The sequence below is a fragment of the Streptomonospora salina genome (assembly GCF_014204715.1).
Taxonomy (GTDB): Bacteria; Actinomycetota; Actinomycetes; order Streptosporangiales; family Streptosporangiaceae; genus Streptomonospora; species Streptomonospora salina.
The window spans coordinates 2956423-2974787 of record NZ_JACHLY010000001.1; the positions used below are offsets into that span (position 1 = coordinate 2956423).

22 protein-coding genes are annotated in these 18365 nt (G+C 71.4%); 12 read left to right on the forward strand and 10 right to left on the reverse strand.

The window, feature by feature from the left end:
* The first annotated feature begins 140 nt into the window (after positions 1 to 140).
* From HNR25_RS13510 to HNR25_RS13525, 4 genes are all read left to right on the forward strand, one after another.
* Positions 141 to 1037 carry an SDR family NAD(P)-dependent oxidoreductase gene (locus HNR25_RS13510; RefSeq protein WP_312862530.1) on the forward strand — a complete coding sequence of 299 codons (897 nt, stop codon included), beginning with the start codon at positions 141 to 143 and terminating at the stop codon, positions 1035 to 1037.
* A gap of 162 nt (positions 1038 to 1199) precedes the next feature.
* Positions 1200 to 1463: a phosphoribosyl-ATP diphosphatase gene (locus tag HNR25_RS13515; protein WP_184639281.1), complete on the forward strand. Its 264-nt coding sequence runs from the start codon at positions 1200 to 1202 to the stop codon at positions 1461 to 1463.
* Between the two features lie 83 nt (positions 1464 to 1546).
* Positions 1547 to 2401 carry an ATP phosphoribosyltransferase gene (gene hisG, locus HNR25_RS13520; protein ID WP_184635579.1) on the forward strand — a complete coding sequence of 285 codons (855 nt, stop codon included), beginning with the start codon at positions 1547 to 1549 and terminating at the stop codon, positions 2399 to 2401.
* A 96-nt stretch (positions 2402 to 2497) separates the two neighbouring features.
* On the forward strand, positions 2498 to 3220 hold the full coding sequence (locus tag HNR25_RS13525; RefSeq protein WP_376767497.1) for a spermine/spermidine synthase domain-containing protein: 723 nt from the start codon (positions 2498 to 2500) through the stop codon (positions 3218 to 3220).
* Between the two features lie 46 nt (positions 3221 to 3266).
* On the opposite strand, the gene trxA is transcribed toward HNR25_RS13525, so the two are convergent.
* On the reverse strand, positions 3267 to 3653 hold the full coding sequence (gene trxA / locus HNR25_RS13530; RefSeq protein ID WP_184635581.1) for a thioredoxin: 387 nt from the start codon (positions 3651 to 3653) through the stop codon (positions 3267 to 3269).
* 312 nt (positions 3654 to 3965) lie between these two features.
* On the opposite strand from trxA, the gene HNR25_RS13535 reads away from it, so the two are divergent.
* Positions 3966 to 4364, forward strand: a complete 399-nt coding sequence (locus tag HNR25_RS13535; protein ID WP_184635583.1) for a YidH family protein — start codon at positions 3966 to 3968, stop codon at positions 4362 to 4364.
* A gap of 74 nt (positions 4365 to 4438) precedes the next feature.
* A complete protein-coding gene (locus HNR25_RS13540) occupies positions 4439 to 4774 on the forward strand; it encodes a DUF202 domain-containing protein (protein WP_246464317.1) in 336 nt (111 codons plus the stop codon).
* Between the two features lie 203 nt (positions 4775 to 4977).
* Here the strand turns inward: HNR25_RS13540 and HNR25_RS13545 are convergent, their stop codons facing one another.
* The 3 genes from HNR25_RS13545 to HNR25_RS13555 form a co-directional block, all read right to left on the reverse strand.
* Entirely contained in the window at positions 4978 to 5970 is a 993-nt protein-coding gene (locus HNR25_RS13545; protein ID WP_184635587.1) for an NAD-dependent epimerase/dehydratase family protein, read from the reverse strand.
* A 76-nt stretch (positions 5971 to 6046) separates the two neighbouring features.
* On the reverse strand, positions 6047 to 6757 hold the full coding sequence (locus HNR25_RS13550; RefSeq protein WP_184635589.1) for a PIG-L deacetylase family protein: 711 nt from the start codon (positions 6755 to 6757) through the stop codon (positions 6047 to 6049).
* A gap of 157 nt (positions 6758 to 6914) precedes the next feature.
* Positions 6915 to 7634: a WbqC family protein gene (locus HNR25_RS13555; protein WP_312862532.1), complete on the reverse strand. Its 720-nt coding sequence runs from the start codon at positions 7632 to 7634 to the stop codon at positions 6915 to 6917.
* 364 nt (positions 7635 to 7998) lie between these two features.
* On the opposite strand from HNR25_RS13555, the gene HNR25_RS13560 reads away from it, so the two are divergent.
* Positions 7999 to 9612: a glycosyltransferase family 2 protein gene (locus HNR25_RS13560; RefSeq protein WP_184635591.1), complete on the forward strand. Its 1614-nt coding sequence runs from the start codon at positions 7999 to 8001 to the stop codon at positions 9610 to 9612.
* A 218-nt stretch (positions 9613 to 9830) separates the two neighbouring features.
* Positions 9831 to 10253 (forward strand): DUF3817 domain-containing protein, encoded by a 423-nt coding sequence (locus HNR25_RS13565; protein WP_184635593.1) that lies wholly within the window; start codon positions 9831 to 9833, stop codon positions 10251 to 10253.
* On the opposite strand, the gene HNR25_RS13570 is transcribed toward HNR25_RS13565, so the two are convergent.
* From HNR25_RS13570 to HNR25_RS13585, 4 genes are all read right to left on the reverse strand, one after another.
* Entirely contained in the window at positions 10229 to 11080 is an 852-nt protein-coding gene (locus tag HNR25_RS13570) for an SURF1 family protein (protein ID WP_184635595.1), read from the reverse strand. The genes HNR25_RS13565 and HNR25_RS13570 overlap by 25 nt on opposite strands.
* A 381-nt stretch (positions 11081 to 11461) precedes the next feature.
* Entirely contained in the window at positions 11462 to 12913 is a 1452-nt protein-coding gene (locus HNR25_RS13575; RefSeq protein WP_184635597.1) for a hypothetical protein, read from the reverse strand.
* Positions 12914 to 13233: 320 nt separating this feature from the next.
* Positions 13234 to 13470: a helix-turn-helix domain-containing protein gene (locus HNR25_RS13580; protein WP_184635599.1), complete on the reverse strand. Its 237-nt coding sequence runs from the start codon at positions 13468 to 13470 to the stop codon at positions 13234 to 13236.
* Positions 13467 to 13772 (reverse strand): hypothetical protein, encoded by a 306-nt coding sequence (locus tag HNR25_RS13585; RefSeq protein WP_184635601.1) that lies wholly within the window; start codon positions 13770 to 13772, stop codon positions 13467 to 13469. The genes HNR25_RS13580 and HNR25_RS13585 overlap by 4 nt, the downstream gene beginning before the upstream one ends.
* 405 nt (positions 13773 to 14177) lie before the next feature.
* Between HNR25_RS13585 and HNR25_RS13590 the strand changes: the two genes are divergently transcribed.
* The 3 genes from HNR25_RS13590 to HNR25_RS13600 all read left to right on the forward strand — a co-directional run bounded on the left by HNR25_RS13590 (position 14178) and on the right by HNR25_RS13600 (position 15604).
* Positions 14178 to 14666, forward strand: coding sequence for a hypothetical protein (locus HNR25_RS13590; RefSeq protein ID WP_312862533.1), 489 nt, complete (start codon positions 14178 to 14180; stop codon positions 14664 to 14666).
* Between the two features lie 98 nt (positions 14667 to 14764).
* Positions 14765 to 15136: a hypothetical protein gene (locus HNR25_RS13595; protein WP_184635605.1), complete on the forward strand. Its 372-nt coding sequence runs from the start codon at positions 14765 to 14767 to the stop codon at positions 15134 to 15136.
* Positions 15137 to 15256: 120 nt separating this feature from the next.
* Positions 15257 to 15604, forward strand: coding sequence for a helix-turn-helix domain-containing protein (locus HNR25_RS13600; protein ID WP_184635607.1), 348 nt, complete (start codon positions 15257 to 15259; stop codon positions 15602 to 15604).
* 163 nt (positions 15605 to 15767) lie between these two features.
* Here the strand turns inward: HNR25_RS13600 and HNR25_RS13605 are convergent, their stop codons facing one another.
* Both HNR25_RS13605 and HNR25_RS13610 read right to left on the reverse strand, forming a co-directional pair.
* Complete coding sequence (locus HNR25_RS13605) at positions 15768 to 16379, reverse strand: ATP-dependent Clp protease proteolytic subunit (RefSeq protein ID WP_184635609.1); 612 nt, start codon at positions 16377 to 16379, stop codon at positions 15768 to 15770.
* Complete coding sequence (locus tag HNR25_RS13610) at positions 16376 to 17050, reverse strand: ClpP family protease (protein WP_184639287.1); 675 nt, start codon at positions 17048 to 17050, stop codon at positions 16376 to 16378. The genes HNR25_RS13605 and HNR25_RS13610 overlap by 4 nt, the downstream gene beginning before the upstream one ends.
* A gap of 306 nt (positions 17051 to 17356) precedes the next feature.
* On the opposite strand from HNR25_RS13610, the gene HNR25_RS13615 reads away from it, so the two are divergent.
* On the forward strand, positions 17357 to 18328 hold the full coding sequence (locus tag HNR25_RS13615; RefSeq protein WP_184635611.1) for a zinc-binding dehydrogenase: 972 nt from the start codon (positions 17357 to 17359) through the stop codon (positions 18326 to 18328).
* Positions 18329 to 18365: the final 37 nt, after the last annotated feature.

Consider the following 18365-nt stretch of genomic DNA (forward strand, 5'->3'; position numbering starts at 1 on the left):
AGGGCCGACCCGGCGGACGGGGCCGCGGCCCGCGACCGGTCCGGCGAGCCCGACCGCACCGGCCGGAACAGACCGCACCGGCCGGAACAGAGCAGACCGACGAGACCGGGCCGCGGCGCCCGAGTGGAGAGCGAGCATTCGTGAGCGAAACCGAGTCCAGCAACGAAACCGGGTCCGCCCCGCCCGGCCGGGGTGTCCCGCACCGCCGCACCGCGCTGGTGACCGGCGCCTCGGCGGGCATCGGCGCGGAGTTCGCGCGCCTGCTCGCCCACCTCGGATACGACCTCGTCCTCGTGGCGCGCCGCGCCGAGCGCATCGAAGCACTGGCCGCGGAGCTGTCCGCGGAGTGCGGCGTTTCCGCCGCCGCCCTGCCGGCCGACCTCGCCGACGCCGGCGACCTCGCCCGCGTGGAGGAGCGGCTGCGCGCCGACGGGACGGGCGACGCGGCACCCGTCGACCTGCTCGTCAACAACGCCGGAATCGGCGGGGGCGGCGATTTCGCCCGGCAGGACCCCGCCGAGATCGACACCATGCTCGACCTCAACGTCCGCGCCGTGGTCCGGCTCGCCCGCGCGGTCATCCCGGTGCAGATCGACCGCCGCCGCCGGGCCGGCCTGGCCGCGGACGCCAATCCGCGCATGGGCGTCGTCAACGTCTCCTCCATGGCCGGGGAACTGGCGGCCAACCCCGGCGGTTCGGTCTACGGCGCCACCAAGTCCTTCGTCCGGCTGTGGAGCGAGAGCGTCGCCGCGGAGACCGCCGGCCGGGGGGTGCGGGTCACCGCAGTGCTGCCCGGGTTCGTACGCACCGACATGACCGAGGGCGTGCAGGAGAAAGGACTTCCCGACATCGCGTTCGTGTCCAAGGAGCGCGTCGTGGCCGAATCGCTGCGGGCGTGGGCGGCCGGTCGCGATTCCGTCGTTCCCGGCGCCCAGTACAAGGCCGCCGGCGGTCTGCTGCGGCTGATCCCCGGAGCGCTGTTCAAGACCGCAGCGCGCCGCGGCGGATCGGAGGAGGACCCGCACGGGCGGGATTGAGCCGTCGGCCGCGGCGCCGGGCGTGTGTCCGGCGCCGCGGCGGTGTGCGCACGGGTGCCGCAGCGGCGGGGCCGCCGGTCCGGTCCTATGGGCGGTGCCGGGTCACGAGCGGGTCCGGGGTGCGCCTAGGCTGGGAGGGCATGCCGCTCTAGGAAAGTGATGATGAAGACCTTCGATGAGCTGTTCACCGAGCTGTCCGAGAAGGCGCGTTCGCGCCCCGAAGGCTCGGGCACAGTAGCGGCCCTGGACGCGGGCGTGCACGCTGTCGGCAAGAAGGTCGTCGAAGAGGCCGCCGAGGCGTGGATGGCCGCCGAGTACGAGTCGGACGAGGCCGCGGCCGAGGAGATCTCCCAACTGCTGTACCACCTCCAGGTGCTGATGCTGGCGCGCGGGCTGCGCCTTGAGGACGTCTACCGGCATCTGTAGGCCGGTCCGGGGCGTTTCGCCCCCGTGGCCGGCCGCGTCCGTGCCCGTGCTCGACGTCGACGTTCAACGAGGACATCCGCTTTATGGCTGACCAGCTCCGCATCGCCGTGCCCAACAAGGGCCAGCTCTCCGAACCCGCCAGCGACATGCTCCGCGAGGCCGGCTACCGGCAGCGCAAGGACTCCCGCGACCTGGTGATGGTCGACCCCGACAACGAAACCGAATTCTTCTTCCTGCGCCCCAAGGACATCGCCGTCTACGTCGGCGAAGGCATTCTGCAGGCCGGCATCACCGGCCGCGACATGCTCCTCGACTCGCGGGCGCCCGTGGAAGAGGCGCTGCCGCTGGGATTCGGCGGCTCCACGTTCCGCTTCGCGGCGCCCGGCGGCTCCTCCATGACCGTCGACGACCTCAGGGGCAAGCGGATCGCGACCTCCTTCGAAGGGGTGCTGGAGAGCTACCTGGAGGGGAAGGGGATCGACGCGCGCGTCATCCACCTCGACGGCGCCGTGGAGAGCTCGATACAGCTCGGCGTGGCCGACGCCGTCGCCGACGTCGTCTCGACCGGGACCACACTGCGCAACGCCGGCCTGGAGCTGTTCGGCGAGCCGGTACTGACCTCCGAAGCCGTCGTGATCCGCCCGCGCGGCGCCGACGACGACCCCAAGATCGAGCAGCTGCTGCGCCGCCTGCGCGGTGTCCTGGTGGCGCGCGACTACGTGATGATGGACTACGACGTCCACGCCGAGCAGCTCGACGACGCCGTGGCGCTGACCCCCGGCATGGAGGGCCCCACGGTTTCGCCGCTGCACCGCGAGGGCTGGGTGGCCGTGCGGGCCATGGTCCCGCGCTCCGCCGCCCAGCGCATCATGGACGACCTGTGGCAGATCGGCGCCCGCGCGATCCTGGTCACCGACATCTACGCCTGCCGGCTGTGACCGCCGGCCGCCGGACCGGGCGCGGGTAGGGTGCGCACCCGGCCGGGGAGCGCCGCTGCCCCGGCCGGACGGCCCGTCGACCACGAGGGAGGACCGGTGGAGGGCGCCGCGGAACGGATCGCGGGATCGGGACCGGAGCCGGAGGTCCTCGACAGGACCGTCGGTGCCACGGGCGGGGAGCTGGCCCTGCGCCGGGTGGACGGGCATTTCGAGATCATCAGCAACGGCGTGTTCCTGATGGACACCCGTGACGGCGCGTCGGAGCGCGAGATGGTGCGGGCCTGCCTGGCCGCCCTCCCCGAGGCGTGCGGCGGTTCGGGTGTGCGCGTGGTGATCGGCGGCTTGGGTGTGGGCTTCTCGGCGCGCCGGGCCTTGGACGACCCGCGGGTCGAGCGCGTGCACGTGGTCGAGCTGGAGCCCGCGGTGGTGGAGTGGCACCGCGGTCCACTCGGCGCCGCCGCCGGTGATGTACTCGCCGACCCCCGGTGCGCGGTGGTCTGCGCCGATTTCGCCGTATGGCTGGCCGAGGCCGCTCACGCGGCCGAAGGGCCGTGGGCCGACGTGATCTGCTTGGACACCGACAACGGGCCCGACTGGACGGTCGTCGAGGGCAACGACCGGCTCTACGCGCCCGACGCGCTGGCGCGGCTGCGGCGGCTGCTGCGGCCCGGCGGCGCCCTGGCGTTCTGGAGCGCCATGCCCGCCCCCGGGTTCGCCGCACTGCTGGAACGCGAGTTCGGTACCGTCGCGACGGTCGAGGTCCCCGCCCGGGCCGGCGGTCCCGACATCGTCTACGTGGTCCGCGTGCCCGCGGCATGACGAAGGGGGCGCACCCGAGCGGTGCGCCCCCTTGCGGTACTGCGGTTCACTCGGCCTGGGCCTCCTCGCCTTCGGCCTGCTGCTTTTCGATCTCCTTGCGGACCTCGTCCATGTCGAGATCGCGGGCCTGGCGGATGAGGTCTTCCAGGCCGTCCTGCGGCAGGGCGCCCGGCTGAGCGTAGATCACCGTCTTTTCGCGGACCACCATCAGCGTGGGGATCGACTGGATGTCGAAGCTGGCGGCCAGTTCCTGCTGGTCCTCGGTGTCGACCTTGGCGAAGACCAGGTCGCTGTGCTTCTCAGAGGCCTCTTCGTAGACCGGGGCGAACTGCTTGCACGGTCCGCACCAGGACGCCCAGAAGTCGATGAGGACGAAGTCGTTCTCCGTCAACGTCTCATTGAAGTTGTCCTTGGTGAGTTCGATCGTGGCCACGAAGTCTCCTGGTGACGGGTCGGTTACGTGCTCCTCCTAGAGCGGTCGTGCCCGCTGTTTTGTTCCACACGCGTCCGCTGAGGTGCGGATGCGGGCCGGTCGGCGCCCCGCACGCCCCGCATATCCCGACATCCCGGCCGGCGGCCGACATCCGCGGGGCCGGCCGTGCGGGTGCCGGCCCCGCGTGCCGGGCCCGCCGGCGATCTCCCGGTTGAACACCGGTTTGGGGGGAAAATGCCGAGGTCACTAGGGTCGAGGAGGTATGTGGTCCCGGTCGGCCGGTTGCGGTCGGCCGTCGACGGAAGGCGGGGGATGACCGAGGGGAACGAGCCCTCCGGCGGAGGGCCGACCGACGCCGGCGCGCAGCGCTCCGGCGGGTCCCGGGGCGTCGAGCCGGACTACCGCTTCACCCTCGCCAACGAGAGGACTTTCCTGGCCTGGATCCGCACCGCGCTGGCCCTGGTGGCCGGCGCCGTGGCGGTGCTGCATCTGGTCCCGCTGAACTGGGAGTCGGGGCTGCGGCTGGCGGTCGGGTTCGCGCTGACCGGACTCGCGATCGTCATCACCGTCTACGCGCCGCTGCGCTGGTTGCGGGTGCAGAAGGCGATGCGCCGCGACCAGGCGCTGCCCATGAGCGCACTGCCCGTCATCACCGCTGTGGGAGTGGCGCTGGTGTGCGCCGTCGTGCTGCTCGGGAACTACTGGTCGTGAGCGGTTCCGGAGCGGGAGGGACCGGCGGCGGCTCCGGCCCGCCGCGCAGGCGGCGCGCCCGCGGTGCCGACGGTCTGCAGGCCGAGCGCACGCTGCTCGCCTGGCAGCGGACGCTGATCGTGCTCGTCGCGGTGGCGCTGCTCTACCTGCGTGATCCGCTGCTGCCCGGCGGTGTGCAGACGGGAGGCGATCCGCTGAACCGGCTGTTCCCGGTGCTGGCGACGCTGGCCGCGCTGGGCGGGCTGATCGTGCACCTGCGCCGGCGGTGGCGCAGCACGGAGCACGGGTTGCACGACGATCGGACGGGGCGCCCGCCCGCGCCCGTCGCCCGCCCGTGGGCGATGGTGCTCGTGAGCGCGGCTGCCTGCCTGCTGGCGGTCGCGGCCGCGGTGGGCGCGTTCGCGGGCTGACACCGGCGTGCTGTCGAACGGATCGTTCCGGACGCGGGCCCGGCCGGGTCGGACGGCTTCCCGCCCGACCGTGCGGATCCTCCCGGGCGCGCACGCGCCCGGCGTGTGCGCCCCGCCGGAAGCGTCGCCGGGCGGTGTCCGGGGCACCGAAGGGCCGGAAGCGGGGATCCGGCCCTGCGTGCTCCGGGATCGGGGACGGGGAGTCAGGACGCCAGAGCCGGGTGCTGCGGCGGGGTGTCCGCGCGCTTGTCGCCGATGATCGAGGCGATGATGTCGTCGAGCCGCCACTGCGGCTCGTAGCCGATGAGGTCGGCGGCCAGGGTGGTGTCGGGCATCCGTCGCCGCATGTCCTCGTAGCCCTCGCCGTAGGCCTCTTCGTAGGGCACGTGGACCACGTCGCCGGTCGATCCGGTCAGCTCGATCACGCGCTGCGCCAGCTCGCCGATGGAGACCTCCTCAAGCCCGCCGAGGTTCACGGCGCGGTTGCGGGCCGGCGGGCACTCCAGCAGCCGGACCATGGCCGGGACCACGTCGAACACCGAGCCGAAGCAGCGCCGCTGGGTGCCCTCGCCGTAGACGGTGATCGGTTCGCCCGCCAGCGCCTGGTCGACGAACCGGGGTACGACCATGCCGTAGCGCCCGGTCTGGCGGGGCCCGACGATGTTGAAGAACCGGGTGATGGCGCAGGGCAGGCCGGAGTCGCCGCCGTGGATGTAGGCGACGAGCTCGTCGAGCCCTTTGGCGGCGGCATAGGACCAGCGGCTCTTCAGGGGCGAACCGAGGATGCGATCGGCGTCCTCGGTCAGCCCGTCGGTGTCGTTCTTGCCGTAGATCTCGCTGGTGGAGGCGATGAGGTAGCCGGCGCCGTGCCGCACGGCGGCCTCGACCACGTTCTCGGTGCCGTGCAGGTTGGTGCGCAGCGACTCCAGCGGCTTGTCCACGATGGTGTGCACACCGACCGCCGCGGCCATGTGGAACACGGTGTCGTGCGCGGCGACGACATCGTCGACCAGGGCTTTGTCCAGGACCGATCCCTTCACCAGTTCGAAGCGCGGGTGACCGCCGAGCTGCTCCAGGTTGGATTCGGAACCGGTCGACAAGTCGTCCAGGGCCACCACTTCGTGACCCTGTCCGATCAGGTGGTCGCACAGATGCGATCCGATGAATCCGGCTCCTCCGGTCACAACGGCTTTCAAGTTGCCTCCCCCGTTTCAGGGTGCTCGTGGATACGCGGTTTCGGTTTCGCGGAGTGGGGTCGGGCCCGGTGCGGGCTCATACCAGCCAGCGCATCGCGTAGTAGCCCTCCGCGGATGCGACCCCGCCTTGCATCCCGCGCAGTACGGCCAGGCTCTGCAGAGTGAGCTCGGACCGCGTGTGCGGGTGGTCGTGGCACTGGCTGCCGTACAGGCGCATGGCGGCGATCTTGGCGTCGAAGTCGGCCTGGTCGAGCCGGACCAGCATGTTGGGCGGGGCGGTGGACTGCTGGTGCCACTGGTCGGCGGCCTCTTCGTAGGCCAGTACGAGGCCGGGGTGGTGGCGCCGCCGGGTGTCGGACGGGCGCAGCGCGGTGTGCACGGCCTCGGCGGCCGCCTGGTGGTCCTGGTTGTAGCTCAGCCGGTGCGGGGCGATCACCACGGTGGGCTCGACGGCGCCGATGGACAACGGGCTGTGGCGCTCGACGGTGTTGGCGATCTCGAAGCGCGGGACCGCGTCGAGGCGCAGGTGGTAGTCGTCTCCGGGGAAGGCGATGTGCCAGTCGTCCCAGCGGTAATGGTCGGCGACGGCCTTGATCTCGCCCACACGCTCGTCGGCGCTGGAGAAGCCCTTGGCGGATACGTCGGCCGTGTCGCCGACGGTCAGGAACTGCACATAGACCTCGGCTCCGGCGGTCTTGGCCCGGTGCAGCAGGCCACCGCATCCCAGGACTTCGTCGTCGGGGTGCGGGGCGATGACCAGGAGGCGCTGGTGGGACCAGTCGAACATGAGCGGCGTCCTTCGCGGGGGATTTTCCGTGGATACGCGGGTGCCGGGGCCGGTGCCGGGGGCGGGCGGATCGCGCGGCGGAGCCGGCGCGGCGGTTGCGTGGTGCAGCGTTCGGGAGGGGTGCGGTGCCGATGGCCGGAACCGGCCGGGCGGCGGGTCAGTCGCCGGTTTCGCGTGTGCGGCCGCTGCGCAGGATCCGCAGCGCGTCGGCCGGCCCTGCGTTGGCGAGCAGATCGAGCGCGGCCATACGGGCGAGGAAGTCCTCCTCGGCACGGTTGTGCTGGGGATAGGAGGGGTGGCGGAACCGTTGCCACTCCACGTCGACCCCGTAGCGCTCGAAGACCGCGCCGTCGACGTAGTCGCGCGCGCCGTCGCCGGAGAGCATGCTGGTGGCGCCGACCTTCGCGGCGATCTGGGCGAGCAGTTCGCTCTTCTGCCCGGGAAAGTCGCCGAGCCCGCTGGCGCGTACCAGCGGCGTGTCGATTCCGAATCCGTCCAGGGCGGTGCGCATCGTGGCCATGGCGAGGTCGGCGAGGCTGTCCCACTCCTGCTCGTAGACGCCCAGAACCTCCGCGCGGAGCGCGGGCCAGAACGGCGCACCGCGGTAGCAGTGCTCATCGAGGGTCCGACGGTGTTTTTCCTGCCAGGGACGGGAGTTGTCGATCTTTTTGTCGATGATCCGTTCGTTCCGGTTCCGTTGTATCGCCGGAACGGTGAGCAGGACCGGACCGCCCTTCGTGGCTACGTAGTTGCGGTTCTGCCACCCCCGGCGCTCGTATTGGACATGATCAAGAACGACAAAGAGGTCACTCTGGTCCGCCTTGTCGATGAGTCCCAGCCACGGCAGGTAATGGGGCTGGTGCATGGTGACGCGCACTGCGGGTCCTCTCCGAGGTGGCTTCGGCACAGGGAGTGGTGCTGACCAGTACGGATTCCGCGGATTCGGTCCTGCTAGCGGGTGCTGGCCGGAGCGATCCGGGTGGTGAGGGCGGGAAAGGCTGATACCGGTTGTAACCGACGCGGAATATGGAGAAACTGCGGACATCGGGTCGTGTTGCTGGCTGACTCCCTCCGGTATTGCATCAACGGGCTCCCCCGACCGCAAGCACATGCCTAAGATTCGTGTGGCCTAGTTAGGACGCCGTGATCGGTGAACTTCTGCGGCCGCGGGAACGTCAACTCAACGCCGGTTCTTGTGCCGCCGGCCGAACACCCCGAACCCACTGCCAGGAGGACAAACCGTGCGTACGGCGCGTTTCATCGGAAGTTGGCTCGCCGGGGTGATCGCCCTGACGCTGGCCGTGACCCTCTTCGCGCAATGGCTGGGGTTCGTCCTCGACTCATCCCTCGCGGCAGCCCCGATGCCGCTCCTGCTCGGCATGGCGTTCGGCGTCAACCTCTTCGCGTGGAGCCTGGTCGGCGCCGCACGGCTGGGCGACGACTCCGTACGCGGGCTGAGAGCGCGACGCAGCTCCAGAGGCGGGCACCGGAGACTCGCCCGCCGCCGTGCGGCCTCCGCCGACCCCGCCGACCCCGCCGAGGCGGTCGCGGCCGCCGGCGACGACCGGGTCCTGGTGCGCTCGCATGCCGCGCCCGGCGCGGGCGGCGGCACCGGAACGGCCGATCCCGCCCTCGGCGCCGGAACGGCCGAGGCGACCGGGGCGGAGCCGGAACCGGAGTCGCCGGAACCGGGGCCGCCCGCCGCCCGCGCCGCAGGTCCCGAGCACATCAACCTCGCCGTCGTGATCCCGGCGCACAACGAGGAGCCGGTGATCGACGCCGCCATCACTTCGGCACTGCGGCTGTTCGACCGCTGGGACATCTACGTGGTCTCCGACAGCTCCGGCGACGCCACCGCCGACATCGCCGCAGAGACCGGCGTCAACGTCCTGGAGCTGCTGACCAACCGCGGCAAGGCCGGCGCCATCGACGCGGTCGTCGACGAGTTCGGGCTGACCGACAACTACGAGGGCGTGGTCATGCTCGACGCCGACACCGAACTCGACAGCGCCTACGTCGAAGGCGCCCGCCGCCAACTCGCCGATCCCGGAGTCGCGGCCGTGGCGGGCTTCGTGGTGGCCGAGTGGAAACCCGAACAGCGCACGGTCGTGGGCCGGATGATCTCCGCCTACCGCGACCGCCTCTACTGGCTGCTGCAGTACCTGATGCGCTTCGGGCAGACCTGGCGCTACTCCAGCGTCACGTTCATCGTCCCCGGCTTCGCCAGCGTGTACCGCACCCGCGCCCTCGAAGCCATCGACATCAATCCCAAGGGCCTGGTGATCGAGGACTTCAACATGACCTTCGAGGTGCACCACAAGCGGCTCGGGCGCATCTCCATGAACAGCGATACCAAGGCGTACTGCCAGGACCCCTTCACTATGGGCGACTACATCAAGCAGGTCCGGCGCTGGACCCTGGGCTTCTGGCAGACGGTGCGCCGGCACGGGATATGGCCGAGCCTGTTCTGGTTCGCGCTGTTCTTCTACATCCTGGAGGTCATGGTCGTATCGGTGCTGCTGCTGGCCACGGCGCTGCTGGCGGTCTTCAGCCTCGCCGCGCCGACCACCGGCGGCGCGGTGCTGGAGATCGGCGCCTACGCGGAGGCCTACGGGGCCGTCTCGGCGGTGCTGCCGCTGACCACGATCCTGGTCGGACTGTTCGTCCCCGACTACATCCTCACCTGCGTGCTGGCGACCGTACGGCGGCGCCCCAGCTACCTGGTCTACGGCCTGTTCTTCCTGCCGATGCGGATCATCGACGCCTACCTCACCCTGCGCACGGCACCGCAGGCCTGGACCACCCGTTCCGACGGCCGCTGGCAGAGCCCGACCCGGGAATCGGGCGTGCTGTGACGTCGGCTCCCCGGTCCTGGTGTGCTGTCCCGGCACGTCGGTGACAGGTGCGCTGCGGGGCGCCGGCGCCGTGTGCGATGCCCCGCATCCGCGGCGCCCACTACGGCGCTTAGGCTCGAATCAGGTCCGCAGTGCGGTAGGCGCTGCGCACCGCAGAGACTGCGCGGCCCGCCCTCCGGGGCGGAGGCCGCCGCCCCGCCGATAGCACGAGGTGCCCCGTGGAGAAGAAGCGTCTGCCGTTCGCCCTGTACCGGATTCTGGCCTACGTGACGGGTGTCTTCCTGCTGCTGCTCACGTTCGTGTCGATGCCGGCGAAGTACCTCGTCGGCGAGACCGCGCGGTTCTCGCTGGTCGGCGCCCCCGCGGGCACCCAGGCGCTCGTCGGCGACGACTCGGTGCTCATGCCGATCGTGGCCGTTCCGCACGGCTACATCTACATGGCCTACGTGCTGGTCGTGCTGTGGCTGGCGCTGGACCGGCGCTGGAGCGCCCTGCGGACGGTGGGCGTGGCGCTGGCGGGAACGATCCCCTTCGTCGGGCTGGTCATCGAGCACCGCCTGGCCGCGGCGGAGAAGGCGGGGGAGCGTCCGCAGGACGCGTCCGGGACCGCGTCCGATCAGGTCCGGGCCACCGGCGCCTGACCGGCGCCTCCGCCGGAGGCGGGGGCCGCCCCGTCACCGCCGCCGGTGCCGTCGTCGCCGGTGGAGCCCTCCTCGTGCAGCGCTCGGCGCACCAGCGAGATCCAGAACACCACGACGGCGATGCCGAAGATCACCCACTGGGCGGCGTAGCTCACGTTGCGCCAGTTCCATACGACGCCCGCGGGCGGGGCCGGCGGCGGGATCTCCCGCAGCTCGGCGGCGGAACCACCGGAAGCGGGGTCCTGCGGGCTCTGCTCGCCCCGCACCACATAGCCCTCGTAGAGCCGGTAGGGCCACTGGTTGACCAGCAGCGAGGGCGCGATGCGGGCGACATCGCCGTCGGGGACGTCCATGGGGACGTAACCGTCCTCGGCCTTGTCGGGCGGCTGCAGCCACCCGGTCACCGTCACTTCGCCCTCGGGCGGGGGCGCCACGCTCTGCGCGGAGTCGGTCGCGTCCTCGGGCAGCCACCCGCGGCTGACGGCGACGGCCGTATCGTCGCCGGTGACGAGCGGAGCGACGACGTAGTAGCCCTTCTCGCCCTCGGGCGACAGTGCCGGCGCCAACCGCTGCTGCGCGGGGTCGTAGACGCCGGTGGCCCGTACCGCCTGATTGCCCTCGCTCTCGGACATGTAGGCGCCCGGCTCCAGCGCCTCGCTCAGGGGGCGGGCCTGGGAGAGCCGCTCGATCGGGTTGTCCACGACCTCGCGCGAGGGTTCCTGGGCACGCACGAACTGCCAGTACCCTGCCGTCAGGCACGCGGCCACGGCGAGTACGGCCAGCAGATGCGTCCCGATCCATCCGGGCTTGACCAACACAGAGTGCACAGACCCAGGTTATGTCCGGCTCACCGGGCAGCCGCGGCGCCCCCGGATCCGCCGGCGGACTTGACCTTGCGGGGCGCGGCTTTGTCCGCGGGTTGAGCGCATATGGATATTACTTTAAGTAGTTCACTGTGACAGAGGGTTGTTACGGCAGGTCATAACCGGTAGTCTGGGTAACCAGAGCGAGAGGGAAAACCGACATCGGTGAAGCTCTCCCGCCACAACTTAGAGCCTTTAAAGGTCGCGACTCCAGGGGGGAGGAGTCGGCGACCGTTCCCAAAGCGAGGGCCGCATCCGTGATTTTGAGGGGGGACACGGAGGCGGCCCTCGCGTTTTCTTGTGCGGGGTGTTCGTGCGCGCCGGCGTGCGCGTTCCGCAGGGCGGTCAGTCCATGAGACGGTCGAAGATCCCGCGGACATCGGCGTCCGAATAGTCGGAGTCGTAATCGCTCGGCGGTCCGAGGTCGAGGTACGTGGAACTCTCGTACTCCAGCACCGGGGGACACGGGTCGCCGATCTCCTCGCTGTAGTCGTTCACCGGCTTGCCGGTGCGCAGCGAGTACGCCGTGACGCTGAACTCGCTGGCAAAGAAGTCGACCTCCGCGTTGCCCTGCTGCGTAACGAGCGGCTGGTCCGCCCCCGCGCTGTAATAGCAGGTCTCCTGGCGGCTACCCCGCTCGGGGCCTTCAACGCAGGTCACCAGGACCGTTTCGGCGGCTCCGTCGGCCTGCCAGGAGTCGGGGAAGCCGTACTGTGCGGCATCTATCCCGAACGTCTGCATCGCGTGCGGACCGTCGCCCTTGTAGGCCGGGGCGCCGGGATAGGCGGCCGGGTGCTCGCAGTACTGCTCGTCGGAGAGCAGGGCCTCGGCGGCGTCCGCCGCCGACTCGTGTTCGGGGTAGGCCTTCAGGTACGCCTGGTAGGCCGCGCCCGCCGCATCCGGGTCGGTCACGCCGAAGGACTCCGCGCAATCGAACATCCGTCCCGGGACCCGATCGGCTTCCGATGCGACAGGTTCGGCCAGTTCCGGATTCTGCCAGTCCTGGTCGAGCATCCAGTTGTCGATCGCTTTGGCCTTGCACGGCGGGGTCTCGGCCAGGGAGGCGATGAACGACTCCGTCACCGCGCGCACGCGCCCGCTCTGGCCGGGCGTGTCCTGGAGTGTGTCGGACAGCTGCGTGAAGGCGGCCTCGGTGGCCGCCAGCGCCGGATCGTCGTCGCCGCGGAACTCTTCGCCGTCGTTCTGCATCGCGACGTCGAGCAGGAACTCGGCGCGCTTGGGGCCGGCGCCGTCCCAGCGGGCGTCGGGGCGCTCCAGGTAGGCACCGAGCTTTGTGGCCGCGGTTGCGGCGTCTCCTGCGTCGAGGGCGGTCAGCAGCCGCTCGCATGCCGTGCGCTCCGCTTCGCCGCGCTCGGCCGCCGATCCGTAGGCGGCCCCGTGGATCGGGCCGATCGACCATAGCGAGTCCACCGCGCGGTCGCACTCGCCGGCGGCGTGCGCATCCTCGGCGTAGTGCACGACCGTCCAGGTGTCGAAGCGCAGCCAGCCGAACGCGACAAGGAGCAGGCAGGCCGCCAGGAGGACGCGGCGGCGCCACAGCGGATTCCACCGGCTGCGCGGCTCCGGGGGCTCGCGGGGTGCGGGGGGCGCCGTCCGCCAAGTGTGGATGACCAGGGTCAGCCACCAGGCCACCAGCAGAAACCGCCATACCAGGAAGGCGGGGTAGAGGGCGGTGAGCGTCAGCAGGCCGGCCGAGACGGCCAGCGCCAGGGCCGCCAGGCGCGGTCGGCGCAGCAGCAGGTAGCCGACGCCGAGCAGGGTGGCGTTGCCCAGCACCGCGGAGATCCGGTCGGGCGCAGGCCCCGGATCAGCAGTGGGTGCGGGCGTTGCCGGTTCGGATCGCGGCGGGAACGGGGGGTTTTCGGGTGGGGGATCGTCGGGGTTCAACGTGGCACTCCTCGGCCGTGTTGAGGGGGCGACCGTCGGTGTCAGTCAACCAGGTCGGGCCGCGAAGCGCCGCATTTCCGCGAATCCCCGTCTCCCTATGAGGGCAGGGCATATCGGGCGGTGTCGTAGGCCGACATCCCCGCAGCCGAAGGAAGGAAGCCGGGAGCAGGTCCTCCCCGCGCCTGCACCCCCGCGCCCGCCGTACAGCGTCACCCGGGCGCGCCCGCGCGGTCGGATCCGCGCGGGCACAGTTCCAGTTCCACGTCGCAGGCGTCCAGCAGAGCCAGCAGCGTCCGCACCGTCGGGGAGCGTTTGCCGGACTCGTAGTCGCTGATGTTGGGCTGCGGGACGGCGGTGGCCGCCGCCAGTGCCGATTGGCTCAGGTTCGCGTGCTCGCGGGCCTGCTTGAGCAGTCCCGCGACCCGCTGCGGTGCGGTGGGATTCACCTGGCCGCACCGGTCACGGCGGCGGCGATCTCGTCGGCGAGCCGGGCGAGGTCGCCGGTGTCGAACAGGACGAATGCGTTGTAGCGCAGGCGCAGGAGAAGTCCGTCCTCGGCCTCGGCGACGGTCAGCTCGACCGGGAGGCGGTCGCCGCGGAAGGCCGCCTGGGTGCCGTTGCGGCGCAGGACCGCATGGCCGGGTTGGCGGGTGTGTTCGACGAAACCGAGGTTCGCGGCCCGGGCGACCGCAGGGTCGATCAGCGTCGGTCCGGGCAGCGTGCGTTCGACGGTCGTCCAGCCGTGCATGCGGTCCTCCTCCGAAAGGCGTTATATAGCTATAAAGCTATAGTCCGCGGTGGTGGGCTGTCAACGGAGCCCCGAGGGCGTCGACCGCACGAGGGTGCGGCGTCCGCCCCGGGGTGCCGGGCCTTTCGGGACGAGGATCGCCGAAGGAAGTCCCGAAACGCCCAAGGAATGCGAATCCGGGTGGTCACGGATCCCGGTTGCGGGCATCGGATTCGCGGATGACCTGCATATTCGGAAGATCATCGTATTCGGTGCGGAAGATCGGCTCGTGCTGTCCTCAAGTAGGGGCGAAACACCAAAAAGCAGCGCGAACGCCCCCTTTCCCTCTACCCTCTTCAGGGGCCGCGAGGCGTGGAATCCGCCGTGCCTCGGGCCCCGCTTGTTCCGTGCATGCGAAGGAGCGCCGTGACCGACCTGGATCAGCAGATGGGGGAGCTCCTCGGCCTGGACGGGGTCCTCAGCGTCTGCCTCGTCCACTGGCACGAGGGCCGTGCCCTCGTCTGCCACGGTGCCGACGACACCGGTCGGGCGGCCCAGACCGCGGCCGTCGTGCGGGCGGTCGCGGAAGGTCCGCTCCAGCAAGGGCGGACGGTGGAGGAGATCGTCGTCACCGACGGCGGCCACCACATGATCTACACCGTGCTCGCCCGCGCCGGCCTGTGCCTCCAGGTGCGCATGGACCGCGAGCGCGGCAGTCTCGGCCGCGTACTGCACCGGCTGCGGCGCCTCGCCGACGAGGCGCAGCCGCCGGTCCCCGACGTCCGCAGAAGGCGGGGGACGCCCGACCCGGGCACAGCCGCCACGACCGTCGAGCGGTCCGTCCTCGTCCGGGTCCTCAGCGCCCTGCGGGAGCTGTCCGTCGGCAGTCCCCGGGCCGGCGAGGTGGTCGGTTGACCGGTGGAGCGAGAGCGCGCGGACACGGCCGACGACTGCGCCGCTGGATCGCCGAGCGGCGGGTGCTGCTCGGGTTCACCCACAGAAGAGAGAAGGACATGGCCAACATCGATTCCGGGCTCAAGGAAATGATGGAAATCGACGGTGCGATGGGCGCCGCTGTCGTCGACTACAGCAGCGGCATGGCGCTGGGCACGCTTTCGTCCACCAACTCCTTCGACCTCAATATCGCCGCTGCGGGAAACACCGAGGTCGTACGGGCGAAGATGCGCACCGTCGAACAGCTCGGCCTCAACGAGGCGGTCGAGGACATTCTGATCACGCTGTCCTCGCAGTACCACGTCATCCGCCCGCTCACCAGCCGCAAGGGCCAGGGACTGTTCCTCTATCTGGCGCTGGACCGCGGCCGCGCCAATCTCGCTTTGAGCCGCCACCGGCTCAAGGTGATCGACGATGAGCTGGAGGTGTGAAACCCCGCCGGCGGTTTTCTGCCTCCCGCAGAATGCGCCGGTGCCTGCTCATCAGCGATGGCCGAGCCGGAGCGGGCGGCGTAGCCTCGGGGTGTCCGGGAGTACGTCAGGGGAGGGACCATGGGCCGAGAGTGCCTCGACGGCGGCGAGCCGCTGATGCGCGACCTCATCGGGGGCGTGCTGCGCCGGGCCAGGCTGGAGCAGGGACGCACGCTCCAGGACGTCGCCGACGACGCGCAGGTCTCGCTGCAGTACCTGTCGGAGATCGAGCGCGGCCGCAAAGAGCCCTCCTCGGAAGTGCTGGCCGCGGTCTACCGGGCGTTGGGACTGCACCTGGTCGATCTCGTGGGCGGGCTGCACACCGAGCTCGCTCCCGCACCGATCGCCGGCGGTGCCGCGCGGCCGATCGGGCCCGGCGGGACGGGTGGGCCCGCCGGAGGCGTCCAGGCGGTCCTGCTGGCCGCCTGAACCCCAGCGCCGCCCGGCGGCAGCCGGCGGCAGCCGGGGGCTGCCGCCTCGCCGCCGCTGCGGCGATCGACGGTCCCGCCGGTCGACGGTCCCCTCGATCGCCGCGATCGCGGGATCCCGGCGCACCCTCCGTCGGGGATCCGGCGGATCCCCGACGGCGGCTTCAGGCGGCCGCGGCGGGCACGGCGCGCCTTCCGCTCACCACCCGGTCGACGAGGCCGTAGTCCCGGGCCTGGTCGGCGGTGAAGATCTTGTCGCGGTCGGTGTCGGCACGCAGCCGCTCCACGCTCTGCCCCGTGTGGTCCGCGAGGATCTCCTCGATCTCGGAGCGCACGCGCAGGACCTCGGCCGCTTGGATCTCCAGATCGGCGGCCTCGCCCTGGCCCTCGCTGGAGGGCTGGTGCAGCAGCACCCGCGAGTGCCCCAGCGCCATCCGCTTGCCCGGGGTACCCGCGGCGAGCAGTACCGCGGCGCCCGACGCCGCCTGGCCCATGCAGACCGTCTCCACGTCGGCGCGCACGAACCGCATGGTGTCGTAGACGGCCGCTACCGCGGAGGTGGAGCCGCCCGGGGAGTTGATGTAGAGGCTGATGTCGCGCCCGTCGCTCTCGTGGTCGAGGTGGAGCAGCTGGGCCATGGTGACGTTGGCGACTCCGTCGTCGATGGGGGTACCCAGGAAGATGATGCGTTCGGAGAGCAGCCTGCTGAACACGTCGTAGGCGCGCTCGCCGCCGGAGGTGCGCTCGACGACCGTCGGAACCGTGTACTGGGTCATGCCCGCTCCTCCTTCTGCTGCCCGCCTGCCGCTACCGGATCCGGGGTGATACCGGGAGCGTGCTCCGTGCCGAATCCGAAGCGCCGGGCGGTATCGCCGCCCAGTTCGGCGACGCTCTCGACCACCCGGTCGACGAACCCGTACGCGCGCGCCTCCTCGGCGGTGAACCAGGCGTCGCGGCGCTGGTCCTGGGAGATGCGCTCGGCCGACTGGCCGGTGTGGTGCGCGATGAGCTCCTGCAGGGTCTTCTTGGTGTAGGCGAGGTTCTCCGCCTGGATGGCGATGTCGGCGGCCGTGCCGCCCACGCCGCCCGAGGGCTGGTGCATCATGACCCGCGCGTTGGGCAGGCTGTAGCGCTTGCCGGGGGTGCCCGTGCACAGCAGGAACTGGCCCATGCTCCCGGCCATGCCCATGACCAGCGTCGCCACGTCGTTGGGCAGGAAGCGCATGGTGTCGTAGACCGCCATTCCCGCGTGCACGGCGCCGCCGGGGCTGTTGATGATCAGCGTGATGTCGCGCTTGGGGTCCTCCTCGGCGAGCAGCAGCAACTGCGAGCAGATCCGGTTGGCGACCGCGTCGTCGACCTGGGTGCCCAGTACGACCATCCGGCCGTGCAGGAGCCGCCCGGCGAGCCGATCGTCGAACGGCGCCCCGCCGTCCTCGGCGGACATGCGCGGAAGCGTCGGCGGGAGTGTGGAACGAGTGGTATGCACGTCTCCTCCTTGGTTGGTTCGGCGAAACCGGAACCCGAGGGGTGGCCACCGCATCGTCCGGTCGAGTCCAGCCTGCGGCCGGCACCGGGGCGGAATCGAGCGTTTCTGCCCTGAGGCGATCCGCTGCGGGCAGAGGACGAAGCACCGGAGGGCGCGATCCGCGGGTGATCCCGGGCACACGCCATTGACCTCGACCTCGGTTCAGATACGACGTCGGGTGCGGAACCAGGTCCACGACCGCGGACGGAAAAGGAAGTGATCGCCATGCGCGCGGTGCAGGCACAGCGGTTCGGCGGCCCCGAGGTGCTGGAGACGGCCGAGGTTCCCGCCCCCCGGCCGGGTCCGGGGCAGGTGCTGGTGGACGTGGAGGCGGTCGACGTGCTGTTCGTCGAGACGCAGGTCCGCAGCGGCTGGCAAGCGCAGATGTGGGGGATCGAGCACCCGTGGACCCCCGGAGACGGCGTCGCCGGGCGGGTGGCCGACGTCGGCCCGGGCGTCGACCGTGCGTGGCTGGGCGGCCGCGTCGTGGCGACCGCCGGAAGTTCCGGCGCCTACGCCGAACGCGTCGTCGCCGCCGAAGAGACTCTGGCCCCCGTACCGGACGGGGTGAGCTCGCGCGCCGCGGTCGCGCTGGTGCACGACGGCCGCACCGCCCGGATACTGCTGGAAGGGACCGGAGCCGCGAAAGGGGAGCGGGTGCTGGTGACGGCGGCCGCCGGCGGCCTGGGCCTGGTCCTGGTGCAGCTGGCCCGCGCGGCCGGAGCCGAGGTCGTCGGCGCCGCGCGCGGAGAGAGCAAGCTCGACCTGGTGCGCAGCATGGGAGCCGGCGCCGCGGTGGACTACTCCGCCCCCGACTGGCCCGACCGGGTCCGGGACGCCTTCGGCGGCAGCGGTCCCGACGCCGTCTACGACGGGGCGGGCGGGAGCATCGGCGCCCGCGCGTTCGCGATCACCCGGGACGGCGGGCGCGTCTCGGCGCACGGTGCACCCGGCGGCGGGTTCGCCGATATCGCGGCCGAGGACGCCGAGCGCCGCGGAATCGTCGTGCGCGGCGTCGAGTACGCCCAGCCCGCCGCGGCCGACAGTGCGCGGCTCATCGGCGAGGTGCTGGCCGACGCCGCCGCCGGACGCCTGCACACCCCCGTCGGGGCCGTCTTCGGGCTGGAGCGGGCCGCTGACGCGCACGCCCTGCTGGAAAGCCGCGCCGTGCTGGGCAAGGTGCTGCTGGCGCCGTGAGCGCGCCGTGCGTACCCCGGCAGCCTCCCGGCCGCGC